Below are 23110 nucleotides of genomic sequence, written 5' to 3'. Positions count from 1 at the left end.
AGGGTGAGGGCGGTGTGCCGGGAAGTCTGGTCGGCAGGGGAGCCAAGGCGGTTCCCCTCGTGAGTCCGGGGAGACGGCATGCGCGGCGTCGGGACGGTTCTCGCCCTCGTGGTCCTCGCCACGGTGGTGGCCACCTTCGCGCGCCGGTGGCGCATACCCGCCCCTTCTCTCCTCGTGGTCGCCGGTCTCGGCGTGGCGCTGCTGCCGGGCACCCCTCAGATCGAGATCAGCCCCGAGATCATCGGCCTCGTCGTGCTGCCGCCCTTGCTGTACGCCAGCGCGGAGGACATGCCCTGGCGGGAGCTGCGCGCGGTGTGGAGACCGGTCGGGATCCTCGCCATCGGCCTGGTGCTGGCCTCCGCCGCGGCCGTGGCCGCGGTGGCCGCGCTGCTCACTCCCCTGTCCTGGCAGATGGCGTTCGTGCTGGGCGCGATCCTGGCCAGCACCGACCCGGTGGCGGTGACCGCGCTCGGCCGCCGACTCGCCCTGCCGCCCCGCGTGCAGGTCCTGGTCCAGGCGGAGAGCCTGTTCAACGACGCGACCTCGCTGGTGCTCGTGCGGGTGGCCGCAGGCATCGCCGTGGCGTCCGCCGCCGCCAACTGGGGTGCGGCAGGGGCCGAGTTCCTGGTGCTCGCGGGCGGCGGCACGATGATCGGGGCCGCGGTCGCCGCAGTCGTCGCGCTGATCCGGCGCCGTACCGCGGACCCGGTGCTGGAGACGGTGATCGCTCTGGTCACCCCGTACGCCGCCTACCTCCTGGCGGAGATCGCGCACACCTCCGGAGTCACGTCCTGCGTGGTGGCGGGCGTGGTCCTCGGCGGGCGCGGCGACCGCCTCACCGACGCCCGCATCCGCCTCCAGCTGCACGCCGTGTACGGCACCGTCGTGTTCCTCCTGGAGAGCGTGGTCTTCAGCCTCATCGGACTGGCGCTCCCGGCCCAGGTGCGGGCCCTGGACGACGGCGACCGCGCCTGGCCGCTGTACGCCCTCGCCGTCGCCGCCACCCTCGTCGCCGTCCGCATGCTGTGGCTCGCGCCCCTGTCCGCGGTCGTGCAGCGCAAGGGCGGCCTGGACCGGGTGAACTGGCGGGTGCCGATGGTGCTGACGTGGGCCGGCACCCGCGGGGTGATGCCGCTGGCCGCCGCCCTGTCCATCCCGGAGCTCATGCAGGACGGCGCCCCGCTGGCCGACCGGCCGCTGGTCCTGGTCCTGACCACGTCGGTCGTGGTCGTCACCCTCGTCGTGCAGGGCTTCACCCTCGCCCCGGTCGTCCGCCGCTCCGGCCTCGCCCTGGAGCCCGCGCACACGGCGCGCGAGGAGGCCGAGGCCCGCTCCCGCCTCGCCCACGCGGGCCTGGCCCACCTCGAGGAGCTCGCGGAACTGGAGGTCGTGCCCGAGGTCGTCCTGGACCGGCTCCGCCGTGGTCTCAGCGCCCGCCTGGACGACGCCCGCGACCGCCTCGCCGAGCAGAACGGGAGCAACGGCGCGGCGACCGAGTCGGCCGACCGGGTCTACCGCCAGCTCCGCCGGGACCTGATCCTCGTCGAGGGCACCGAACTGCAGCGCCTGTACGACGCCCACACCATCAGCGACACCACGCGCCGCAGACTGCAGCGCTCCCTCGACCTGGAGGAGGCCCGGCTGGCGGACGCCTAACGGAACTCCGCCAGCCGGGGGCGCAACCCGAGCAGGGTCAGCAGAGCGGCAGCCCCCAGGAACCCGCAAGCGCACGGAAGAAGGCCGCCCACCGTCGACCTGCCCGCACCGACGGACGACGTGAAGTGGGCGCGGTTGATGCCCGCCACCTCGTCCAGCGCGGCCATCCACGCCCCGAAGTGCGCGTTGGACGTGCCCGCCGCCCACCCCATGCAGAACTCCACCGCCTCCTGTTCCTTCCCGGCCGCCAGCAGCGCGCGGATCTTCCGGTCGTCGCGCTGGTAGACGGCGTAGGTCCGCACCGTCTTCTCGGCCGCCGCCCGCTCGCCGGGGAAGGTGATGTTGTCCAGCTCGCGGCGGAACTCGCCGGTGAAGCGCAGGTCGTGGTGGTCGGTCTCGTACGCCTGCCAGGTGGTGGCGAGCCGGGAGTCGTACGTCGGGAGAGTCGCGCCCTTGACGCCGTACAGCTGCTGGGACTTGGCGAGGAACGCGTCCGCGTACTGCCCCCGGCGCCGCGGGTCGAGGAGGTAGCGGCTCTCGTCGGCGTTGGCGTCGTAGGCGATGGCGCGGGCGCGGTCGAGGGCGACCACGGAGTCGAAGGCGTCGTGCCGGGCCACGCGCAGGTCGTCGGCGGAGGCGGACAGCATCTGCGTCCCGAGGATCACGGCGAGCAGCGCGCAGACGGTGGCGGCCAGCACCGCGGGGTTGAGGACGCGCCTGAAGCGGCGGGCCAGGTACCACTGGAGGACGCCGAGCGCGGTCAGCAGCAGCACGCCGAGGGTGAGGACGGCGGTGAGCTGGGTGCCCAGGCCGGAGCGCGCCGAGGCATACTCGGCGTCGAAGGCCGCGTCGTTCGAGGCCACCAGCGTGCTTGCGGCGGGCAGGAGTCGCGTGCGCAGCAGGTCGGTCGCGCGACGGTAGTCGGCGAGGGCGCCTGCCTTGCCGCCGCGGTGGCCGGCGTTCTCCAGGGCCCGGCCGATCAGCTCCTGGTACTCGGCGAAGCCGTCGGTCAGCGACTCCACCGTCCTCTCGTCGGACCGGCTGCCCTGCGCGGCGACGGCGAGGGCGCTCAGATCGTGCCCGATCTCGCGCCGGGCCTCGCTGTAGTAGCCGACGGCCTTGGCGTACGGCGTCCGCAGTCGGCCCTGTCCCGCGTCGCCGTTGGACAGCAGGATGTTGGCGGCCTGGGCGTCCATGTCGTTGAGGGCCAGGTCGAGGTCGGCCGCGCTGGTGGTGCGGGGCGCGTCGTGACCTGCGACGCTGTTCCAGGTGCCCAGGGTGGTGAGCCCCGCCGCCAGGAGCAGGGCGGCGAGTGCGCCGGTGAGCAGGACCGTGGCCGCGCGCAGGAGGCGCAGCCGCGCGGGCACGGTGGCCCAGTAGCGACGGCGCAGAGCGGCCCGCGCGGCCACGGCCCGCTGTCTCGGGCGGCGTCCCGGACCGCCCGTCCACGGCTTCCCTCGCCGCCGCGGTCCGGGGCTGCCCCCGAGCGGGGTGACCGGCGGCCGCGCGCCGACCTCCGGCTGAGGTCTGTGCGATGTACCGGCCGTGATGGTCACGGTGCCTCCCCGTCACGCGACGGACGGTCGTCCGTCCCGCCGTTGCCGCTCAGTCTGCGACCGGATCCGGCCAGGTGCGGGCGTCGTTGACGGCCTTCTGACGGCACGCCGGGGTTGTTTGACGGGCTCTTGACGGTGTGCACGCCGGACCCGTATGAAGGCCGCAAATTCCTTGCTGAGCAGGGTTGTTCGGCCATCCGTCGCGGACAGGTTCCTGGAAGGTCCGCCGCCGGGGCCGTTGAAGTACTTCGCGATAATCCCGGCGATGTTCGCGGGCGCCTATCCGGGCCTGGAGTCACTGAACGTCATGGGCCTGCACAGCACGACCTCCGCCGTCACCTCGGCGATCATCTTCAACGCCGTGATCATCGTGGCGCTGATCCCGCTCGCCCTGCGCGGCGTGCGCTACACGCCCGCATCCGCCCATGACCTGCTGCGCCGCAACCTGCTGCTGTACTGGCTCGGCGGGCTGGTCCTGCCGTTCGTCGGCATCAAGCTGATCGACCTGCTGATCTCGCGCGTGCCCGGCCTCGGCTGAACCGGGCCCGCCCGGCTCCCCGTCAAGGCCCCGTATGCGCACGTCACACACACGTCAGAGCCCCGTCAGAGAAGACGCTCCAAGCTTGCCCCGGCCGTGCGCCACGGCTTCCATGGATGACGTGAACAGCGCCTGGCTTCTCTTCGACCGGCCCCCGAGTTCCGCTCGGCCGCCCCGTCGTGCGCCGCGCTGTGCGGAAACACCCGCGTCCGTGTCCCGCTGACGCGTTCCGCATCCCCCGGGGCGCCGTGAAGCCACACGGCGCCCCCTTCCTTGTCTTTCACTCCCGCACCTGACACCGCCCCCTTGCCAGGGCGGTGGGCCGCGGGCCTCAACCCCGGATAGGAACATGTCCGACACCACCTTTTCGTCCCGTACCGTGCTCGTCACCGGCGCCACCTCCGGCATCGGCCACGAGACCGCCCGGCAGCTCGCCGAGCGCGGCGCCACCGTGCTGCTCCACGGCCGCACCACCGAGGAGGCCCGCGCCGCCGCCGACCGCCTCATCGCCACCGCGGGCGTCGACGCCGGCCGACTGTGCACGTACGGTGCCGACTTCACCCGCCTCGACGAGGTCGAGACCCTCGCCGGCAAGGTGATCACCGAACACCCGCACCTCGACGCGCTCGTCAACAACGCGGGCATGGCCGCCCCGGAGCGGCACACGGTCACCGCCGACGGCAACGAGATCGCCTTCCAGGTCAACTTCCTCGCCCACTACCTGCTGACCTGCCTGCTGGAGCCGGCCCTGACGAGCGACCCGGGCGGCCGGGTCGTCAACGTGTCCTCGGCCCTGCACCGCACGGCCTCCATCCAGTGGTCCGACCCCAACCGTGCCCGCGCCCGCCGCTATTCCCGGCTCGCCGCCTACGCCCAGTCGCAGCTGGCGCTCACGGTCTTCGCCGCCGACCCGCGTGTCACCGCGGTCTCGGTGCACCCGGGCGTGTGCGACACCGCGCTGCTCCCCCTGTACTCCCACGAGGGCGTCTCCCCCACCGAGGGCGCCGCCCACGTGGTGCGGCTGTGCGACCCGGCCGTCGAGATCGTCAACGGCGCCTACTACGACCGCGACGAGCGCGTCGACCCGGCCCCGGCCGCGACGGAGGACCGCACCGTCAGGCGCCTCAACAAACTGGCGGACCTGCTGGTCGACCGCACCGTTTGAAGGCCCTTCACCGGCGGAGGAGCTGACGTTCATGTCGAAGCACGCCCGCGAGAAGAGGGCCCGCCGGAAGAAGAAGGCCAACCACGGCCGCAGGGCCGGCCAGAGCTGACGGAGCACCACGGACCGCAGGGGCGGGCGACGGGGAACAGCGAATCCCCGGTCGCCCGCCCCCGGTCGTCGTACCTGGTGGCCGTCGCGCGGTGCCGCTAACGTGTCGGCCATGTCGAACGACCTCCCGGACATGCGGGCATCGCACGAGGACCGCGACCACGTCGTGGAGGTGCTGCGGGTCGCCGCCGGTGACGGCCGGCTCGACGCCGAGGAACTCGACGCGCGGCTGGAGAGCGCGCTCTCGGCCCGGACGCTCGGCGAGTTGGCCGGGCTCACCGCCGACCTGCCGATCCCGCCCTCCCTCGTCAAAGGCTCAGACGTACTCGTCGTCGAGCAACACGGCGGCAAGTACGTACGGGAGGGCCGCTGGACGGTACCCGCACGCATCGCCCTGCGCACACAACTGTGCCGGGTCACCTTCGACTTCACCCACGCGGCGATCACCTCGGACGTCCTGCGCATCGAGGCGGACATGACGCACGGCAAGCTGATCTTCGCAGGCGCGCGGGACCTGGTGATCGACACCGGCGGGCTCGGCCTCACCTACTCCAAGATCAAGCTCCGCTCCAGGAACTCCACCGCCGACCCGCGCCTGCGCATCGAGCTCGTCGGAACACTCGTACACGCGAAGGTCGTCGAGCGGCGGTCGTAGCGCATCCCCCGCAGGATGCCGCCCCGGCGCTGACCCGACGTCAACCCGGCGTCAGAAAACACTCTCTGCCGATCAAGAACACATCAGGGCAGACCCGTTCTTTGCCCTCTGCGTCATAGCGTCACCGCAGGCCCACCGCCCCGGCGAGACCCGCCCGGTCGACAAGGTCCCGGACCTCCCCCATCACAGGAGAAGACGCACGACATGACCATCACTGTGCCCGCCACCCCCACTCAGGCAGGGCCGGACGACGGCCGGCTGGCCGATGCCCGGGAGAAGGACATCATGCGGTTCCGCACGGTGTCCGGCCCCGATCTCACCACCCGCAACGACGCCTACCTCGCCTGGCAGCGGGACCGCGAACAGGCCGACCTGTGGCCCTACTTCCGCCGCTACGACACGGCCCTGACCACCCGGGCGACCGCCGTGTCCGACACCGGTGTGATCACCCACGGCCCCAACTTCGGCGGCCAGGACTACCTCTCCCTCACCGGCCACCCCGCGGTCCTCGACGCCGCGCACCAGGCCCTGCGCGCCTACGGCCCGATCACCGCCGGCTCCCCCGCCCTCGGCGGCGCCAACCCGATCAGCAAGGCCCTGGAAGCCGGACTGGCCGAGGCCCTGCGCACCGACCACGTGGCGCTCTTCCCCACCGGCTGGGCGTCGGGCTTCGGCACCATCCGGGCCCTGATGCACCGCCGCGACCACATCCTGCTCGACAAGCTCTCCCACGACTCCCTGCGCCAGGGCGCCGCCGCCAGCGGAGCCACCGTCGAGTTCTTCCGGCACCTCGACAACGAGGCCGTCCGCCGCCATCTGACGGACATCCGCGCCACCGACACCAAGAACGCCGTCCTCGTCGTCACCGAGGGCGTCTTCTCCATGGACTCCGACACCCCGCAGCTCGCCGAACTCCTCGGCATCTGCCGCGAGTACGGCGCCCAGCTGATGGTCGACGTCGCCCACGACTTCGGCGCCACGGGCGAGAGCGGGGGCGGCCAGCTGGAGGTCCACGGGATCCTCGGCCAGGTCGACTTCGTCGTCGGCGCCTTCTCCAAGACCTTCGCCACCACCGGCGGCTTCCTGGCCACGCCGTCCGCCTCCGCGCGGGAGTACGTGCGCATGTTCGGCGGTCCGCAGACCTTCTCCAGCGCCATCACCCCCGTACAGACCGCCGCCGCCCTCGCGGCCCTGGGTGTCGTGACCTCGCCGGAGGGCGCGCGACGCCGGGCGGCCGTCGCCAGGGTCGCGACCCGGCTGAGGGAAGGACTGACGGCACGGGGCCTGGAGGTCATGGGCGACGTCGTCTGCCCGGTCGTACCCGTCCTCATCGGCGACACCCCGACCGGCCGCACGGCCTCGGGCCTCATCGCCCGCGCCGGCCTCATCGCCCACCTCGTCGAACAGCCGGCCGTCGCCTCCGACGCGGCCCGCTTCCGTCTCCAGACCATGGCGGACCACACCGACGACGACGTCGACACCGCGATCGGCATCCTCGACACCTGCATCCGCGAGGCCCGACAGGCCACAGCCCCGGCCCGCTGACCCCGGGGCGCACCCCGGCCGGGCGGAACCCTCGCCAAGGACCTCCGCTCGGCCGAGGTGCGGGACAAGTGGAGTACACCCGCCGCCCTTAACGGAGTCTTGACGCGTTCGGAGCACGCTCCCGTGGGCCCATGCGTCACTCTCTGCTTACGCTGGTGCCGCCGTCCGTGTGATGGCCCGAACCCCTCACCGAGCCGCGCACCAGGAGCCCTCCGATGGTCACCACCGAACGCCCTCCGCAGCGGCTGCGCGCGTGGATGCTGCAGGGCCTGTCCGAGATGGGCAGGGCGGGTGGCCACACGGGCCCCCACGCCGAACCGAAGCCCGCACACAAGGGCGAGCGGTGGTACCGGGTGATGTGCCTGACCGGTGTCGACTACTTCTCCACCCTCGGCTACCAGCCGGGCATCGCGGCCCTGGCAGCCGGCCTGCTCTCCCCGATCGCCACCATCGTCCTGGTGATCGTGACCCTGGCCGGCGCCCTGCCCGTCTACCGCCGGGTCGCCGAGGAGAGCCCGCACGGAGAGGGCTCGATCGCGATGCTGGAGCGGCTGCTGTCCTTCTGGAAGGGCAAGCTCTTCGTCCTGACCCTGCTGGGCTTCGCCGCCACCGACTTCCTGATCACCATCACCCTCTCCGCCGCCGACGCCTCCACCCACCTGGTCGAGAACCCGCACCTGAACAGCGCCCTGCACGACCAGCAGATGCTGATCACCCTCGTCCTGGTCGCCCTGCTCGGCGCGGTGTTCCTCAAGGGCTTCCTGGAGGCGATCGGCGTCGCGGTCGTCCTGGTGGGCCTCTACCTCGCCCTGAACGTCGTCGTCGTGATCGTCGGCTTCTGGCACATCATCACCGCGGGCCACGTCGTCACCGACTGGTCCAGCGCCCTGACCGCCGAACACGGCAACATCTTCGTGATGATCGGCGTGGCCCTCATCGTCTTCCCGAAGCTCGCGCTCGGCCTGTCCGGCTTCGAGACCGGCGTCGCGGTCATGCCCCACGTGAAGGGCGACGACAGCGACACGGAGGAAAGCCCCAAGGGCCGCATCCGGGACACCAAAAAGCTCCTGACGGCCGCCGCGGTCATCATGAGCGTCTTCCTGATCGCCACCAGCTTCATCACCACCCTCCTGATCCCGGAGAAGGACTTCGAGTCCGGCGGCCCGGCCAACGGACGCGCCCTCGCCTATCTCGCCCACGAATACCTCGGCGGCGCCTTCGGCACGCTCTACGACATCTCCACCATCGCCATCCTGTGGTTCGCCGGCGCCTCCGCGATGGCCGGCCTGCTCAACCTCATGCCGCGCTACCTCCCCCGCTACGGCATGGCCCCGCACTGGGCCCGCGCCGTCCGCCCCATGGTCATCGTCTTCACCCTCATCGGCTTCCTGGTCACCTGGATCTTCGACGCCGACGTCGACGCCCAGGGCGGCGCCTACGCCACCGGCGTCCTCGTCCTCATCAGCTCGGCCGCGGTCGCGGTGACCATCGCCGCCCACAAGGCCGGCCAGCGGAACTGGACCGTCGGCTTCGGGGCCATCTCGGTGGTCTTCCTCTACGTCACCGTCGTCAACGTCATCGAACGCCCCGACGGCGTCAAGATCGGCGCCTGCTTCATCGCCGGCATCATCCTTGTCTCCCTCCTCTCCCGCCTGGCCCGCGCCTTCGAGCTGCGCGTCACGCACGTTGAGCTGGACGACATGGCGGAACGATTCATCAGGGACATCGCCAGCCGCAAGATCCGCTTCATCGCCAACGAGCCCGACCAGCGCGACAAGGCCGAGTACCGCGACAAGATCGAGCAGATCCGCGCCGACAACGACATGCCGGAGCAGGAGGACTTCGTCTTCGTCGAGGTCACGGTCACCGACCCCTCCGAGTTCGAGGCAAGCCTGACGGTCCGCGGCGAGGTCCTGCACGACCGCTACCGCGTCCTGACCCTGGAGTCCTCGTCCGTCCCCAACGCGCTCGCCGCCCTCCTGCTCCACGTCCGCGACGAGACGGGCTGCACCCCGCACATCTACTTCGAGTGGACCGAGGGCGGCCCGTTCGCCAACTTCCTGCGCTTCTTCCTCTTCGGGCAGGGCGAGGTGGCCCCGGTCACCCGCGAGGTCCTGCGCGAGGCGGAACCGGACCGGGCACGCCGCCCGCGGGTGCACACCGGCTGAACCTCCGGCGCCCCCGTCAGGATGCCGTCAATACTCACCCGTACGGCGTCAGGACCCCGTCAGTGTCGGCAGCCGACCGCCCTACGGCCGCCTAGCGTCGGGGGCATGGAACGCAACGGGCCGGCGGCCGCGGCAGGCGACCGCCACTGGCGTGACAGCGCCCGGTTCGCGGTCGGCTGCGCGCTGATCTTCTGCGCCATGGATCTCCTGGTCGACTGGGATGCCGGAAGCCTGACACCTCTGCGCGCCCTGCTCTGGGTCACCCTGTCAGCCACGGTGTGCGCCGTGCTGCTGCCGCCGCGGGTGAGCGCGGGCCCCGGCTGGCTGGCGGTGCGCACCCCCTGGCGCAGGCTCGTCGTCCGCACGGACGCGCTGACCGCCGTACGGCAGCACGACGGCGTCTCCTCCCACCTGGTCCTGCGGGACGTCCACGGCCACACGTTGGAGCTCGACGCACGCACCCTCGCCGCCAACCCCCTGCTCTGGCACGAGCTCGACACGGGCGTCCGCCGCTCCCTGGAACGCGGAACGCTCCGCCACGGAGCGGACGTCCTCGACCGCCTGGGCCGCCGCATCGACGACGAGACGGCACGGGCGGTGCTCCGGGAGTCGGGACTGTCCTGACCCGGTCTGCAGATTCCGGTGACCGAGTGGGGCCCTCCGACGGCAGGGACGCCTACACCTCGATGTGCGATCCCATGATGACCGTGCGGTCGCGGGGCAGGCTGAAGTACTCGGCGGCGTCGGCGGTGATGTAGGAGGTGGCGATGAACAGCCGCTTGCGCCAGGGCGCCATCGTCGGGGCCTTCCCGCGCCGGAGCTCGATCTTGGACAGGAAGTAGGACGCCTGGTCGAGTTGCAGCGGCCCTTCGGTATCGGCCGGGTCGAGCATGGCCAGTGTGCCGGGCACGTCCGGCGTCTCCATGTAGCCGAACCGGGCGGTGACGTGGATGATCCCGTCGTCGCCGTACCCGAGGTCGTCGACAACGATCCGTCGGTCGGCCGGGACGCGAGGCACTGGCTCGGTACCGATGGACAGGATCACGACCTGCTCGTGCCGCACGTGGTTGTGTTCGACGTTGGCCCGCATGGCCAGGGGCGCGGTCTCCTTGTCCCGGTTCAGGAAGACGGCCGTGCCGGGCGCCAGGAGCGTCGGCTCCTGTCCTGTGCGGAGGTGGTCGATGAACTCGGGCAGCGGCCCTTCCTGGCGTGCTCGTTCCTCGGTGACGAGTTCGCGGCCGCGCTGCCAGGTCGTCATGACCGTGAACGCGGTGAGGCCGATCAGCAGCGGCAGCCACGCGCCGTGGACGAGCTTGGTCATGTTGGCCGCCACGAACAGCAGGTCGATCAGAAGGAGCAGGCCCCCGCCGATGCCGAGCAGCCAGCGGGGCGTACCCCACTTGGCGCGGGCGACGTAGAAGAAGAGCAGGGTGGTGATGGTGATGGTGCCGGTGACCGCCATGCCGAACGCGTAGGCCAGCGCCGCGGAGCTGCGGAAGGCGAAGACCAGGGTGAGGACCGAGACCATCAGGAGCCAGTTGATCCAGGGGACGTAGATCTGGCCGATGGTGGATTCGGAGGTGTGCGCGATGCGCAGCCTCGGCAGGTAGCCCAGCTGGGCAGCTTGGGAGGCGACCGAGTACGCGCCGGTGATCACCGCCTGGGAGGCGATCACGGTCGCCGCCGTCGCCAGGAGGACCATCGGCCAGCGTCCCCAGTCGGGCACGAGCAGGAAGAACGGGCTGCTGATGTTGTCCGGATCGTCGAGGATCAGCGCGCCCTGGCCCAGGTAGCTCAGGACGCAGGCGGGCAACACGAGGAAGAGCCAGCCCCGGGTGATCGCCCGGCGGCCGAAGTGCCCCATGTCGGCGTACAGCGCCTCGGCGCCGGTGACCGCCAGCACGATCGCGGCCAGCGCGAAGAAGGCCGTACCCCAGTGTCCGAACAGAAAGCCCAGCGCGTACGTCGGTGACAGCGCCCTGAGGATGCCCGGGTGGTCGGCGATGCCGACGACGCCGCACGTGCCGATGGCCGTGAACCAGAGGATCATGACCGGCCCGAACACCCGGCCCACCGCCGCGGTTCCCCGGCGCTGCACCAGGAACAGCACCACGATGATCACCGCGGTGATCGGCACGACCGCGCTGCCCAGCGAGGGCTCGACGACCTTGAGCCCTTCGACCGCGGACAGCACCGAGATCGCCGGAGTGATCATGCTGTCGCCGAAGAACAGCGACGCGCCGAAGATGCCGAGTCCGGCCAGTACGACGGTGGCCCGACGCCCGCGTTGTGAACTCCACCGCCGTAGCAGGGTGATCAGCGCCATGATGCCGCCCTCGCCGTCGTTGTCGGCGCGCATCGCCAGGAGCACGTAGGTGACCGTGACGATGACCATCACCGCCCAGAACACCAGCGACACCACCCCGTACACGTTGTCCGTGGTCACCGGCACGGGATGCGGGTCACTCGGGTTGAACACCGTCTGGAGGGTGTAGATCGGGCTGGTCCCGATGTCGCCGAAGACCACACCGAGCGCACCGATCACCACGGCGAGCCGCACCGCGTCCCGCGCGCTCGCCGGACGAGACTGAGGTGGCGGCGCCGCGGATACCTCGTTTCCCGCGACCTCGTGCCCACGATCGGCCATGGTGATCCTCCTCCTCGCGGACCGCGGTGCCGCAGGCCCGGTGCGTCGGAGCGGACACTACCGATGCACTAGCGCAATCGTCCGCAGGGGGCGCCTGCTCGTCCGAAGCATGTTTCCTCACTGACAATCCGTCAGAACGAGCGTCGACCGAGCGTCAAGACCACGCGCCGTAACCCCAGGCTGGACCGACGAAGCCGCAGAGGCTGCCTTCGCCTGACTCGCAAAACACCAGGTCAGCGGTGGATGATGAGCATCGGGCGAATTTGACGTCGTGTGCTTCGGGAAACAGGTCGAGCACCACAGACCACATATGGAAAGCCAAGAAAGTCGCAGGTCAGAGCCCCTTTGCGCCAGGCTCCAAAATCGCCACGCACTCCACGTGCGACGTCATCGGAAAGATGTCGGCTGGCGAGGAGGCATGCATCAGCGCAGGTCAGCGGCTATTTGCCACGCAATTGGAAGGCCCCTTCGGTCCCCGGAGCGTCAAACGAGCGTCACGACGGGCCAGAACAGAGGTCGGCCGAACGGACGCTCTCAAGGAGAATCCCAGCCGAAGCGGCGCGGCTCGGGGCCGTATGGGCTCCAGCCCTTCAGGTACGGCTTGAGGTCGTCCGGCGTCGGTTCGCGGTGGTTCGGCATGACCGGTAGTCGGCTGAGCGGGTCGCGGGCCTCGACGTACCGTCGAGCCCAGTCCAGCCACCGCCTCTCCCCTTCCGCGTCAATGTTGTCCGCTTCCTCAAGGCTCACGAGTCGGCGCTCCACTGCGTCGCAATAGGCCCGCAGCAGCATCGCTTCGCGCCAGTCGCCGGCCTGCTCACGGAGCACTTCGGCGAACTGGGCCTGCACAGCCTGTGCTCCCTCGCATTCGTCATGGCCTCTTTCCACCGGACCTCGCGGTCCGCCTCGGCTTGCGCCTCGTCCACCCTGCGCTGCGCCTCCTCCACGGCGCGGGCCTCGATCTCTCTAAGGACCGCGCCTAGCGCGTCCTCCACGACCCACCGCTTGCGATCGCCCCAGCGCCGTTGACGACCAGACCGGTTGTAGGGAAGCTCGATCACGAGTCTCCCGGAGCGTTCCGGGTTATCGGACTGGGGGAACTCCTGCTGAATCGTGACCGTGCAGGCGAAGTCGCCGACGACCACGTTCACTTCGCCCGCACGCCATGAGCGAGCCGGACTGCCCCTAACTTCGTACCCACGTCGCACGGCCTCGCCAACCAGGCCCTGCAGAAGAAGCAGCGTGCGTCGGCGAAGAGTGGATGGCATGGTCAGTCGCTCCTCGTCCCGGAGGGCTATAACCACCGGGTGCGGCGAGCGCAATTGGACCGGGACCTGGACCTGCGGCGCGTCGCTGGGCGCCTGCCCCCGGGAGTTGACGTGCGGGCCGGTCGCCAAGAACATCTCGAATCCGCTCCGGCTGTAACTCGTCTTCTCGATGCGCTTGCCCTGGGGTTCCAGACCGTGCCGCTTGGCATAGTTGATGGCGCGCCGCCACTCCGTGATCTCGTCCTCGTCGGGGTCACTCACGATCACGCGCCCTTCGGCCACGAGTCGTTCGACGAGTTCAGTCGCCTTCGCGCGTCGCGCACGAGCGACGGGGCGCTCGCTGCATGGAGTCGGACCAGTCGATGGCTTGCCGCCTGTCGCGCCCGCAGCCGCACGCTTTGCGTGCACGGGATGCTCCGGGTGGTGGCCGTTCCGCAGATAGAACGTCCCTGCCTCGGTGACCTGTAGATGCGCTCCGTCTTCGCCACGCCGGATCGCCAACAACCCTCGATCACGCAACGCATAGGCCGACCGCCACCCACCCGGCTCCCAGTCTCCGGAGTCCTCTCCGTCGGCAAGTCGACGGAGAAGTGTGTGCTGCCGTTCGTTCAGGGGAGACCAGCGATGCATGAGAGCAGCCCACACCGCCCCAACGCCCTCTGCAATGACACGTACGGGTGATAGGCCCTTGAGAGCCCGGCTCCGCCAGAGAGACCTGTCGGCTATTCCGCGACATCGACACCGTAGCCGCGAGCGAGGTCCGCGAGGCCGTGGTCGTAACCCTGTCCGATGGCACGCAGCCGCCAGCCCTCTCCTCGCCGGTAAAGCTCGGCGAGGATCATGGTGCGCTCCGTGGTGGCGGCATCCAGGGTGGCCCGCGCGGTCGGGGCCGCGCCGATCCCGCGGACGGCGGTGATCTCTACGTCCCCGACATCGGCGAAGGTCGCGGCGCCGTCGATCGCGGCAGCGATGACGACCCGGCGGACCTCCAAGGGCAGCCGCTCCAGGTCGGCGGTGACGGCCTGCTCCGTCGGACCGTCCATGGCGAGCCGTACGGTCCCATCGGGATGCTCGGGCGCGCCGTAGAAAACGAAGTCCTCGTCTCCAGCCACCTGTTCGCCCGCGTCGACCGCGAAGGCGACGACATCCAAGTCACACGAGGTCTGCTGACGCCACGCGGCGGACACCGTCCAGGCCGTGCGAGTGTCAGGCAGATCGAGGACGGCACCTCGGACGAGGACCGCCGCCGCGTCCGGCCGGTTTCCTGCCGCGTCTCGGGCGGGCGAGGTCAACCGCAACGACCGCAAGACGTGGGCGGAGTTCGGTGCGAAAGACACAGCCGGCAACACGGTGACCACGGACGGCTGCTATCCGGGCACCGGTCTCGTGATGCCGCACTGCCTCCGTAAAGGTGAAGAGTTGCCGTCCTGGCAAGAGAAGGCACCCAACACCTCTCGCAAACAGGTCCGCGCCCCATTGAGCTCCTCTTACTGGCTCTAACAAAAGCGAGTTGATCATGTGACTGTCGGCTTGATCGCTCGTTGATGTGGTCATGGGGAAGCGTCAGTCGCGGCCGTGGATCGTGTCGGACGAACTGTGGTCGCTCATCGAACCGTTGCTGCCCGAGCCACCGCCCAAGCAGGTCGAGGGACGGCCGCGAGTGCCCGACCGGCAGGCCTTGTGCGGCATCTTGTTCGTCCTGCACACCGGCATCCAGTGGGAGTACCTGCCCCAGGAGCTGGGCTTCGGCTCGGGCATGACCTGCTGGCGGCGCCTGGCGGCCTGGAACGAGGCCGGCGTGTGGGACCAGCTACATCAGCTGCTGCTGAACAGGCTGCGGTCGAAGAACCAGCTGGACTGGTCCCGGGCGGTGATCGATTCCTCCCATGTCCGGGCCGCACGCAGGGGCCCAAAAGCGGACCCAGCCCGGTCGACCGCGCACGGCCGGGCAGCAAGCACCACGTCCTCACCGACGGCCAGGGCATCCCGCTCGCCGTGTCGCTGACCGGCGGAAACCGCAACGACGTCACCCAACTGCTGCCCCTGCTGGACAAGATCCCGGCGGTGGCGGGAGTAGTGGGCCGGCCACGCAGGCGGCCCGACATGCTCTTCGCGGACCGCGGCTACGACCACGACAAGTACCGCCGGCTCCTGCGTGAACGCGGCATCCGGCCCGCGATCGCCGAACGGGGCCAGCCTCACGGCACCGGCCTGGGCACGTTCCGGTGGGTCGTCGAGCGCACCATCTCCTGGCTGCACGGCTTCCGCCGCCTGCGCATCCGCTGGGAACGGCGCGACGACATCCACGAAGCTTTCCTCGGCCTCGCCGTCTGCCTGATCACCCACCGACACGTCCAGAGGCTTTGTTAGGGCCAGTTAGCCCGCACGAAGTGCTGGGCGATCCTGCGGTATTGCCGACTCGAAGGCGATGGCGCCCATCACGCGATGCTCGGCATCGCCCACCTACACAACCTCAAGCTCGCCGGATAGCCGAGAGGCCCCATGGCAGTCAGCCGCGCCCTGACCCGATGCAAGATTATTTACAGGACAGCCCTCACCCATCAAGAGCGCTCCCGTCACCCGAGTTAACATTGATCTCATTTCTCAACTTCGACACCAGGTCTCCGTAATACGGGCTATTTGCCACCGCACCCCCCTCAGGCTTGATCGAAAGTTCCACCTGCAACTGTTCCACGACTGATAGAACCAACCGGGCCACCGAACTTCGACCATCCGGTTCAACTGACGGGAAATCAAGCCCAGTTTCATTCAGGAACCAATCGAAGGAGTCCCGGTCTGCGGGCTGAACTGTGCCCATGATGCGCTCGAGAATAACGCTCCAATTGCGTGAATTGATGAACCACGGGTCACCTTCGGTGAAAACAATTACCGCAGACATTTAGTAGCTATCTCCAAGGATGAGGAGCTTACTCGTGGGCTTCAGTCCAGGATCCGCATCCCATTTGTCAAGATGCTCGAATACAGTGTCAATCTGCCCACTCGACGCTCCCGTCAGATCAAGAACGGTGAAATTCATTCCGGTCTTGTGGTAGAGGTGGGACCGGATAGAACCCAACATCTGCTGCATGTTCCCTCGTGACCAAGCGGTCGGTCCGCCAACCGCATCATATGTTCGACCATACGAATCGACGTAATCAGGCGCGTTCGTGTCCACATAGCCGTGAAGATCCCCACCAGTAAATTGCGGATCCGCTCGCAAACGGTCTGCCGTGCCTGGCTCATCGCCCTTGAGAGCGGAAGTCGGGCACAGGTCTCCAGCGCTGTTGTGAACCAAGATCGGTGTCGATCCAGCCATCACATAATACGTGTGGAGTTGCTGGACTGTGAGGTTCCACCGGTCTGCGGTTCCCGGCGTGAGGCGTGTGGCAACTACGTCGACGTGCTGGTTACTGGCCGTATTGAGCGAGTCGCCCTTGCGAAGGCTGCCAGCCGGGACCCAGGCGTGGATGGTGTCGTCCCAGAAGGGGTGGTTGGCAGTGGTGTGGAGGGTGGCAGCGTGGCCGGTCTTGGTCCGAACCGTGAGATCGAGTAGGTCGTGGTCGTGGTTGATCCAGACGTGCTGGACGGTGCGGGTGCCCTGGTGCTTTCCGGTTTTCGGGCTAGCGGCTTGGACTTTGTCGCCCACCTTGATTTTGCTGATGGGTTTGGTTGTGCCATGAGCCATCAGGACCGCGGTGGAGGGAGCGAAGCTGCAGCCGATGCCTTCCTCCCCGAGGAGCCCTCCCTCCTCCCCGAAGAGCTCTCCGCCGAGCTCTCCACCGGCAATCAGATTGCCAGCTTCCTGGCCGGTTTTCTTAGAAGCCTGATAGTCAAGCGAGTCAGTGTCTGCGCCGAGGTCCTGCATCCAGCCGTCAACGGCACTGGCGTCTGGGCCACACCCGATCGAAAGAATTGAGCACCATGGGTGTGTCGCATCGCTTACGTGAGTGAGTACGTCAACCAGGCCGGCGACTTGGCCGAGTGCGATCGACTCGCCGTTTCCCTTGGGTCGTGTGACTGTTTGGCTTCCGCTACCAGAGGTCGAGTCCGAGCTCTTGGTTGTCGTGCCCCAGTTGTTGTATTTGATTGGTCCGCAGGTGGGGTGGCAGGTCCCTCTGCTGATGTTTTCAGGGTCGATAGGGGCGTTGCGGATGATGCCGCTTCTGCCGCCGACGACGTTGCCCTTGGGGACGCCATAGCCGCAGATGTCGGCCTGGCACAGTCCGCTGGGGTCGCTTTGGGTGACGGGATTGTCGCCGGCGTAGGTGTATCCGCCGATTTCTTGCGGGCTGGTGGCTTCGAAGAGAGGGTCGAGGCTGATGAAGCGGCCGAGGGTGGGGTCGTATTCGCGGGCGCCAATGTTGGTGAGGCCGGTGGTGGTGTCGGTGGTTTTGTTGAGGAAGGTGCGGTTGTCCGCCCAGGTTGCGGGGGTGCCGCGGGGGGTGCCGTAGGGGTCGAACTGGCGCCAGGTGGGGGTCTGGGCGGTGTTGTCGAGGTACAGGCTGTTGGTGCCGTGCTGGTCGGCGGCGAGTTCGAAGCCGTAGTTGGTGCCGGTGCCGGTGCGGACGATGGTGGCGCCGCCGGGGGCGCTGTAGTAGCGCACTCCGGTGGCCGTGCCTGCGAAGTTGTCAAGGGTGATCTGCTCGCTGCCCAGATACAGCGTGGTGGTGCTTGGGTCGATCTGGAGGAGCAGGCTGCCGGCAGCGTCGTAGATGTAGCTGGTGGTGGTGCCGGTGGTGCTGTTGGAGACGCTGGTCAGCTGTTCGGCGTTGTTCCAGACGAGAGTTTGGTCGCCGGTGCTGGTGTGGCGGTTTTGGGTGTTGCCGGCGTCGTCGTAGACGTAGCTGGTGGAGCCGGTGGTGCCGCCGGTTGTGCTTGTGCTGGTCAGGGTGTTGGGCTGGCTGGCGGAGTAAACGTTGTTGGTGACGGTGTCGCTGGCCGTGCCGGAGATGGCGTGCTGGGTCTGGGTGAGGCGATTACCGATGGCGTCGTAGGTCCAGCTGGTCCAGTACGCGCCGCCGGTGATGCCGTCACCAACGGTGCTGTGACTGCTGCTGGTGGGGGCAGCGGCGCAGCTGTCGGTGGCGGTCCAGGCATCGGTGAGACGGTCGAGAGGGTCGTAGGTGTAGCACTGGGTCTCGGCCGTGGTGCTGGAGCCGGAGCGGGTTTCGGTCTGGTGGGTGATGTTGCCGACGAGGTCGTAGCTGTAGGCGGTTTCGTCGACGCTGGCCGGGGTGGTGGTGGAGCGGGTGAGGAGCTGGTCGGTCAGGTTCCCGGTATGTGCGTCGTAGGTGTCGGTGGCGGTGGCATAGGAGGTGGAGGAGCCGAGCTGGACCTGAGCGACCTGGTTGTAGGCGCTGTAGCTGACGCTTTGCAGGTAGCTGTAGGAGGTGGAGGCCAGACCGGTGAGTTCGTCCTCGTTGTTGTAGGCGTAACCGACAGTCTCGGCAGGCAGGCCGGCACCAAGCGTGTAGCTGTCGGAACGCAGCAGGCCCAGGACGCTGGTGTAAGCGTGGGTGATCTTCCAGGTCTTGCCGAGGACTGTGCCCTGCGCGGCGGAGGGGATGATGGTTTCTTCGCCGAGGGATTCGCCGAAGACGTCGAAGTTCACGGCCTGTTGGACGTAGGCGTAGCCGCCGCTGTACGAGGTGGCGGTGGTTGCGTGGCCGACGGGGTAGGTCATGCCGGAGATCGCGGTGTTGGCGTTGTCGTATACCCAGGATGCCGTCTGGTTGCCGGGCGAACTCGTCGAACTGTAGGCGACTTGGCTGGCGGCGGCTGCGGCGTATTGGCCGGTCTTCCGGTCGAGGGCGTCGTAGGTGTACGAGACGTACACGCCGCGGACATCCTTGCTCTGCAGCAGGTTTCCGTCCGCGTCGTAGGTCATGTCCGAGGTCGTGCCGGCAGTGGGGTCGGTCTTGGTGGTCACCTCACCGGCCAGGTCGTAGGTGTTGCTCCACACCTGGTTCTTGGCGTCGGTGGTGGTGGCCTGGTGACCGTGGCCGTCGTAGCCGTAGGTGGTGGCGCTGCTGGTGCCGCCGGTGAGGTAGAAGATGCCGGTGGCGCTGTTCAGCGGTGTGGTCAGCGTGGGTGCGGCGGTGTATTCATCGAGTTCGGTGGTGCGGCCAAGGGGATCGGTGCGGGTGGTCTTGGTGACGCCCCCGGTGGGCGGGATGACAGTGGTGGCGTCGCCGTTGTAGACCGTCGTAGCGGTGGAGACGATGACCCCGTTTTTCTCGGAGGTGTCGTAGATGGGCCGGCCGAGCCCGTCGTATGTGTAGACGTCCTGGTCAGCGACCTGGTTGTCGGCCACCGATTTCAGCGACAGCGTGGGAGTGGTGGAAGAGTCCCAGTAGTCGGTGTTCTTCTTCGCCGTCCAGCCGCGAGAGTCGTACAGGGTGTCGTCGATGAGACGGCCGCCCTGCGGGGTGTAGGTCTGGCTCTGCCGAACGCGTCCCAGCGAGTCGATGATGCTGACCGAGGTGAGGTAGCCGTTGTTGTCGTTGAGAGTGTTGGTCACCACACCCGAAACAGCGCTGTTGGTCAGGGTGTAGGCGTAGGTGAGGTTGGCGAGCGAGGTGGTGGCGCGGGAGTCCTTCCACACCGAGGTCGCCCGGCCCAATGCGTCGTACTGGACGGTCGTCACCACATGGTTGGCGTCCGTGCTCGTCAGGGTCAGCCCGCGCTCGGGGTCGAATGTCGAGCTGCTGGTGTGGGCGACTCCACCGACGGTCGGCTGGGTGACGCTCTGTCCGGTGGTCAGATAGGCGGAGTTGACCGTGTAGCTGGTCGTGGTGGTGTTGCCGTTGCCGTTGGTGGTGCCGGACAGGCGATGGTAGGTGCTGTCGTAGGTGTTCTTCACGGTGGTGCGCCAGGTGAACGCGCCCGCCCCATAGTCGGTGGCGGTGCGGGTCATGGTGACCAGGCCCATGGTCGGGGCGCTGGACTGCGGGAACGTGGTGGAGAAGGTCGCGTCGTCGTAGAACGTGCGGGTGGCGGAGACGACCTGGTCGGGCCGGTTGACGCTGGCCGGTGCTGCGAGGGTGTTCAGCCCGGCGGGCACGGAGGCGACAGAGCCTTCGGTGAAGCCGGAGCAGGCGACCGAGTCCTCTTCCGTGGACGAGACGAGGCCGACGAGGTTGGCGCCGGTATTGGCTGGCGCATAGGTGGTGGCGGTGCACTGGTCGTAGTGGGAGTCGACCGGCACGGTGTGCTTGTAGACGTAGGTCGCCAGGCCGAAGTCGTCGTCCGAGCGGGTGGCGTCGTAGGTGGTGTCGGCCTCGGTGTAGCGCCAGCTGGTGGTGCCGCCGTCGGTCAGCCGCTGGCGGCTCCACACTTCGGCCGTGCCCATCGCGTTGGCGGTCAGGTCCGGCAGCCCGGAGCGGGTGCGGGTGGCGGTGGCCGCGGAGATCCAGTACGAGGTGATCGTGGAACTGTCGACGCCACCGCCGTTGCCCAGGTAGGACGTGGACTCCATTACCTGTCCGGCGAGTTGGGGTGAGTCGGTGTGGTGTCCGCCCTGGGAGTCGGTCAGCGAGATGCTGCGGGTCGAGGTGGAGGAGAGCCAGTCTCCGTCCATGCCTTGGTAGTAGGAGTCGACCTGCTTGGTTTTGGCGTCACCGGAGCCGTTGCCGGTGGTGGTGGTCACCTGCTGGTAGCCGCGCCATTGCCCGTAGGTGCGGTACTTCGGCTTGGTGTTCTCGTCGTCGTCGTAGTGCCAGGCCGCGCCGCTGTAGGCGTAGTCGGATTCCTTCGTCGCCGAGCCGCCGTAGGTGTCGGTCTCCAGGACTTCCTGCACCGCGTACTTGTTGAACCAGTCCAGCATCGGGCTGATGTAGCCGCTGGGCGTCCAGTACTCAGGGAAGCAGGAGGCGGTGTTCGAGGACGGTGTGGCGGAGGTCGAGCAGGCGGTCGGCAGGGTGTAGGAGACGCCGGTGACCCCGCCCATCTCGTTGGTGATCGCTGTGATGCGGTAGCGGAACAAGCCCGGGTAGGTGGCCGTGCTCACCCGGTTTTCCAGCGCCGAACCCGCGAACTTGACCGGCGGCATGGTAATCGCAGAGGTCGAGCCGCCTGCGGTGGTGTCCGATCCGGTGCTCTGGACGGAGGACAGCCACAAGGTCGCGCTGGTCGCATCCCCGGTATTGGGCTCGGTCTGCGTCAGGGCGTAGGAGTCGACCGTCACGTACCCGCTGGTCGAGGTGGAGTACTGCTGTGTGGTGATCGAGGTCAGACGGACGGTGGAGAAGAACGACGGCCCGTAGGCGCTGCAGGTCGCTCCGGTGGCGCAGACCAGGTCGTAGGGGACGTCGGGGTAGTAGGCGGCGTTGGAGGAGGTTTCCGCGCTGCCGCAGTTGGTGCTGGTGGAGGTGCAGCGCACCGACGTGCCGTAGACGATCTTGTCGGGGATGGTGCCGTAGGGGCCGGTGGCGGTGGTGAAGCCGTAGTCGATGTGCGTGAGGTAGGAGTCGCGTACGTACTTGACCTCGGAGGCCCCGTTGTAGGCGCCGTAGTAGTTGGTGTCCTGCTTGTAGTAGTAGGCCATCGCCGCGCCGGTGGCGGTGGTGACGTAGTCGAGGTGCCACTTGTAGGCCATGGTGCAGTAGCTGCTGGTGGCCGTGGAGTTGTAGCAGGGGTCGCCGGAGTGCGCGGCGTACACCCGCTCGGAGTCCACCGAGTTCGTCGTGTCGTTCCCGGACGCCCAGCCGGGCAGCTGGTTGCGGCCGAAGTAGTACTTGGTGCCGTCCCGCTCCGTGATCACCCAGTACGAAGTGTCATATGTACCGGATCCATTCGACGAGCCCGTCACCTTGCTGACCGTCGCACCGTCATCGCTGGCCAGTTTGTAGGTGGAGGTGTTCTTGTCGTAGACGATCGACGTCGACGAGCCGTTCAACGACATCGTCAGGACCGGACCGTCGTAGCACTCGTCGGTGGTCGTCACCGAACCGGCGCTGCCTTCCGGGGAATCGGAGCAGGGGGCGAACTCCTGTGAGACGAAGGAGTCTTGCGTGTCCCACCCGTCACCCACCCAGGACGACTGAGCCTGCGTGTTGGCGGTCTTCCCGTCGACACTGCCGGAGTCGTACGACAGCGACGCGTCCGGTGCCAGCGATGTCGAAGCGGCCGGCGATTCCACCTTGTAGGTGTAGGTGAAGTCACCCGACGATCCGGACTGGCCCCAGGAGCCGGCCGACGACAGCGTCGAGGCGTAGTTGCCCCCCGCCCCGCCCTCCTGTCCCGTCGAATCGGTTGCCGCGATCACCGTGGCTGCGCCCGAGGTCGAGGCCGTTTGCGCGGCAGCGACCGTTGAGGACGGTCCCGTGTAGACAGCCGCAACTGCCGCCCCTGCCTTGGGCTGACCGGCTCCCGTAGAGGCAGGCTTGACTGCAGTGGCTGTGGGAAGCGTGATCGCTGCTGATATGGCCGCGGACTTGGCGTCGTTGCGGGAGGTCAGAGGTGTCTGCTTGCGGCACTTGGCCAGTTGAGGAGTCGTCAGTGCGCAGGCGGGCAGTTGCACGAGGTGCAGACGGAAGGCGTAGTTACCTCCGATGGTTTGGCGGAACGCGCCATAGTCCAGACCTACCATCACGCGGGCCGAGTCCGAGGATGCAGCTCCGGCGTCCTGTGCGGGGGCAAGCGACCACACCGGCCCGGACACGCCCAATCGGGCGGAGAGCGAACGGGACTTGACGGAGACTCCCAGCGCTTTGGGGCCGGTGTAGGTGCCCTTTCTGGGAGCGAGGGCCTGGGCCCAGACCGGGGTTCCGGCGGCGGTGGCCTTGGCGCCCATACCGGCTGTGTGCG

The 23110-nt window shown here is 68.4% G+C and carries 13 protein-coding genes and 3 pseudogenes; 9 read left to right on the top strand and 7 right to left on the bottom strand.

Translation table 11 applies throughout. The features are described from left to right. The first annotated feature begins 78 nt into the window (after window positions 1–78). Entirely contained in the window at window positions 79–1656 is a 1578-nt protein-coding gene (locus IOD14_RS20610; RefSeq protein ID WP_212671061.1) for a Na+/H+ antiporter, read from the top strand. On the opposite strand, the gene IOD14_RS20605 is transcribed toward IOD14_RS20610, so the two are convergent. Beyond that, complete coding sequence (locus IOD14_RS20605; RefSeq protein WP_212671060.1) at window positions 1653–3065, bottom strand: hypothetical protein; 1413 nt, start codon at window positions 3063–3065, stop codon at window positions 1653–1655. The two genes, IOD14_RS20610 and IOD14_RS20605, sit on opposite strands and share 4 nt — an antisense overlap. A gap of 388 nt (window positions 3066–3453) precedes the next feature. Between IOD14_RS20605 and IOD14_RS20600 the strand changes: the two are divergent. The 6 genes and pseudogenes from IOD14_RS20600 to IOD14_RS20575 form a co-directional block, all read left to right on the top strand. Then, window positions 3454–3750: pseudogene (locus tag IOD14_RS20600) on the top strand (potassium-transporting ATPase subunit B); the annotation flags it as partial. 349 nt (window positions 3751–4099) lie between these two features. Then, window positions 4100–4915 (top strand): SDR family NAD(P)-dependent oxidoreductase, encoded by an 816-nt coding sequence (locus IOD14_RS20595; RefSeq protein ID WP_212671059.1) that lies wholly within the window; start codon window positions 4100–4102, stop codon window positions 4913–4915. 220 nt (window positions 4916–5135) lie between these two features. Then, window positions 5136–5678 (top strand): DUF1707 domain-containing protein, encoded by a 543-nt coding sequence (locus IOD14_RS20590; RefSeq protein WP_212671058.1) that lies wholly within the window; start codon window positions 5136–5138, stop codon window positions 5676–5678. Window positions 5679–5882: 204 nt separating this feature from the next. Beyond that, window positions 5883–7223, top strand: coding sequence for an aminotransferase class I/II-fold pyridoxal phosphate-dependent enzyme (locus IOD14_RS20585; RefSeq protein WP_212671057.1), 1341 nt, complete (start codon window positions 5883–5885; stop codon window positions 7221–7223). A 215-nt stretch (window positions 7224–7438) separates the two neighbouring features. Next, a complete protein-coding gene (locus IOD14_RS20580) occupies window positions 7439–9391 on the top strand; it encodes an APC family permease (protein WP_212671056.1) in 1953 nt (650 codons plus the stop codon). Window positions 9392–9496: 105 nt separating this feature from the next. Continuing rightward, window positions 9497–10015: a hypothetical protein gene (locus IOD14_RS20575; protein WP_212671055.1), complete on the top strand. Its 519-nt coding sequence runs from the start codon at window positions 9497–9499 to the stop codon at window positions 10013–10015. 52 nt (window positions 10016–10067) lie between these two features. On the opposite strand, the gene IOD14_RS20570 is transcribed toward IOD14_RS20575, so the two are convergent. The 4 genes and pseudogenes from IOD14_RS20570 to IOD14_RS20560 all read right to left on the bottom strand — a co-directional run. Further along, a complete protein-coding gene (locus IOD14_RS20570) occupies window positions 10068–12038 on the bottom strand; it encodes a potassium transporter Kup (protein ID WP_212671054.1) in 1971 nt (656 codons plus the stop codon). Window positions 12039–12572: 534 nt separating this feature from the next. Further along, window positions 12573–12785 (bottom strand): hypothetical protein, encoded by a 213-nt coding sequence (locus IOD14_RS44370; RefSeq protein ID WP_249125992.1) that lies wholly within the window; start codon window positions 12783–12785, stop codon window positions 12573–12575. Beyond that, window positions 12782–13564, bottom strand: coding sequence for a hypothetical protein (locus IOD14_RS44365; protein WP_249125991.1), 783 nt, complete (start codon window positions 13562–13564; stop codon window positions 12782–12784). The genes IOD14_RS44370 and IOD14_RS44365 overlap by 4 nt, the downstream gene beginning before the upstream one ends. Window positions 13565–14025: 461 nt before the next feature. Next, a pseudogene (locus IOD14_RS20560) lies at window positions 14026–14553 on the bottom strand (TerD family protein); the annotation flags it as partial. A 302-nt stretch (window positions 14554–14855) separates the two neighbouring features. On the opposite strand from IOD14_RS20560, the gene IOD14_RS20555 reads away from it, so the two are divergent. Next, window positions 14856–15673 (top strand): IS5 family transposase gene (locus IOD14_RS20555; protein ID WP_249125966.1). Its coding sequence is split into 2 segments (ribosomal slippage): window positions 14856–15207 and window positions 15207–15673, totalling 819 coding nucleotides; the frame shifts between segments, so codons are not numbered across the junction. A 9-nt stretch (window positions 15674–15682) separates the two neighbouring features. Further along, window positions 15683–15793, top strand: a pseudogene (locus IOD14_RS20550) (IS5/IS1182 family transposase); the annotation flags it as partial. 64 nt (window positions 15794–15857) lie between these two features. Here the strand turns inward: IOD14_RS20550 and IOD14_RS20545 are convergent. Together IOD14_RS20545 and IOD14_RS20540 are read right to left on the bottom strand one after the other, a co-directional pair. After that, on the bottom strand, window positions 15858–16202 hold the full coding sequence (locus IOD14_RS20545) for a hypothetical protein (protein ID WP_212671053.1): 345 nt from the start codon (window positions 16200–16202) through the stop codon (window positions 15858–15860). Beyond that, on the bottom strand, window positions 16203–23096 hold the full coding sequence (locus IOD14_RS20540) for a polymorphic toxin-type HINT domain-containing protein (protein WP_212671052.1): 6894 nt from the start codon (window positions 23094–23096) through the stop codon (window positions 16203–16205). Window positions 23097–23110 lie beyond the last annotated feature (14 nt).

The sequence above is a fragment of the Streptomyces sp. A2-16 genome (assembly GCF_018128905.1).
In the GTDB taxonomy this organism is placed as follows: domain Bacteria; phylum Actinomycetota; class Actinomycetes; order Streptomycetales; family Streptomycetaceae; genus Streptomyces.
Note: the sequence above shows the minus strand (reverse complement) of the source record. Positions and strands in the feature narration are given on the sequence as shown.

Excerpts from the sequence above, each read along its gene's own strand:
- IOD14_RS20540 (WP_212671052.1), bottom strand. The coding sequence starts at position 23,096 with ATGGGCGCCAAGGCCACCGCCGCCGGAACCCCGGTCTGGGCCCAGGCC.
- IOD14_RS20585 (WP_212671057.1), top strand. The coding sequence starts at position 5,883 with ATGACCATCACTGTGCCCGCCACCCCCACTCAGGCAGGGCCGGACGAC.
- IOD14_RS20570 (WP_212671054.1), bottom strand. The coding sequence starts at position 12,038 with ATGGCCGATCGTGGGCACGAGGTCGCGGGAAACGAGGTATCCGCGGCG.
- IOD14_RS20610 (WP_212671061.1), top strand. The coding sequence starts at position 79 with ATGCGCGGCGTCGGGACGGTTCTCGCCCTCGTGGTCCTCGCCACGGTG.
- IOD14_RS20575 (WP_212671055.1), top strand. The coding sequence starts at position 9,497 with ATGGAACGCAACGGGCCGGCGGCCGCGGCAGGCGACCGCCACTGGCGT.
- IOD14_RS20545 (WP_212671053.1), bottom strand. The coding sequence starts at position 16,202 with ATGTCTGCGGTAATTGTTTTCACCGAAGGTGACCCGTGGTTCATCAAT.
- IOD14_RS20590 (WP_212671058.1), top strand. The coding sequence starts at position 5,136 with ATGTCGAACGACCTCCCGGACATGCGGGCATCGCACGAGGACCGCGAC.
- IOD14_RS20580 (WP_212671056.1), top strand. The coding sequence starts at position 7,439 with ATGGTCACCACCGAACGCCCTCCGCAGCGGCTGCGCGCGTGGATGCTG.
- IOD14_RS20595 (WP_212671059.1), top strand. The coding sequence starts at position 4,100 with ATGTCCGACACCACCTTTTCGTCCCGTACCGTGCTCGTCACCGGCGCC.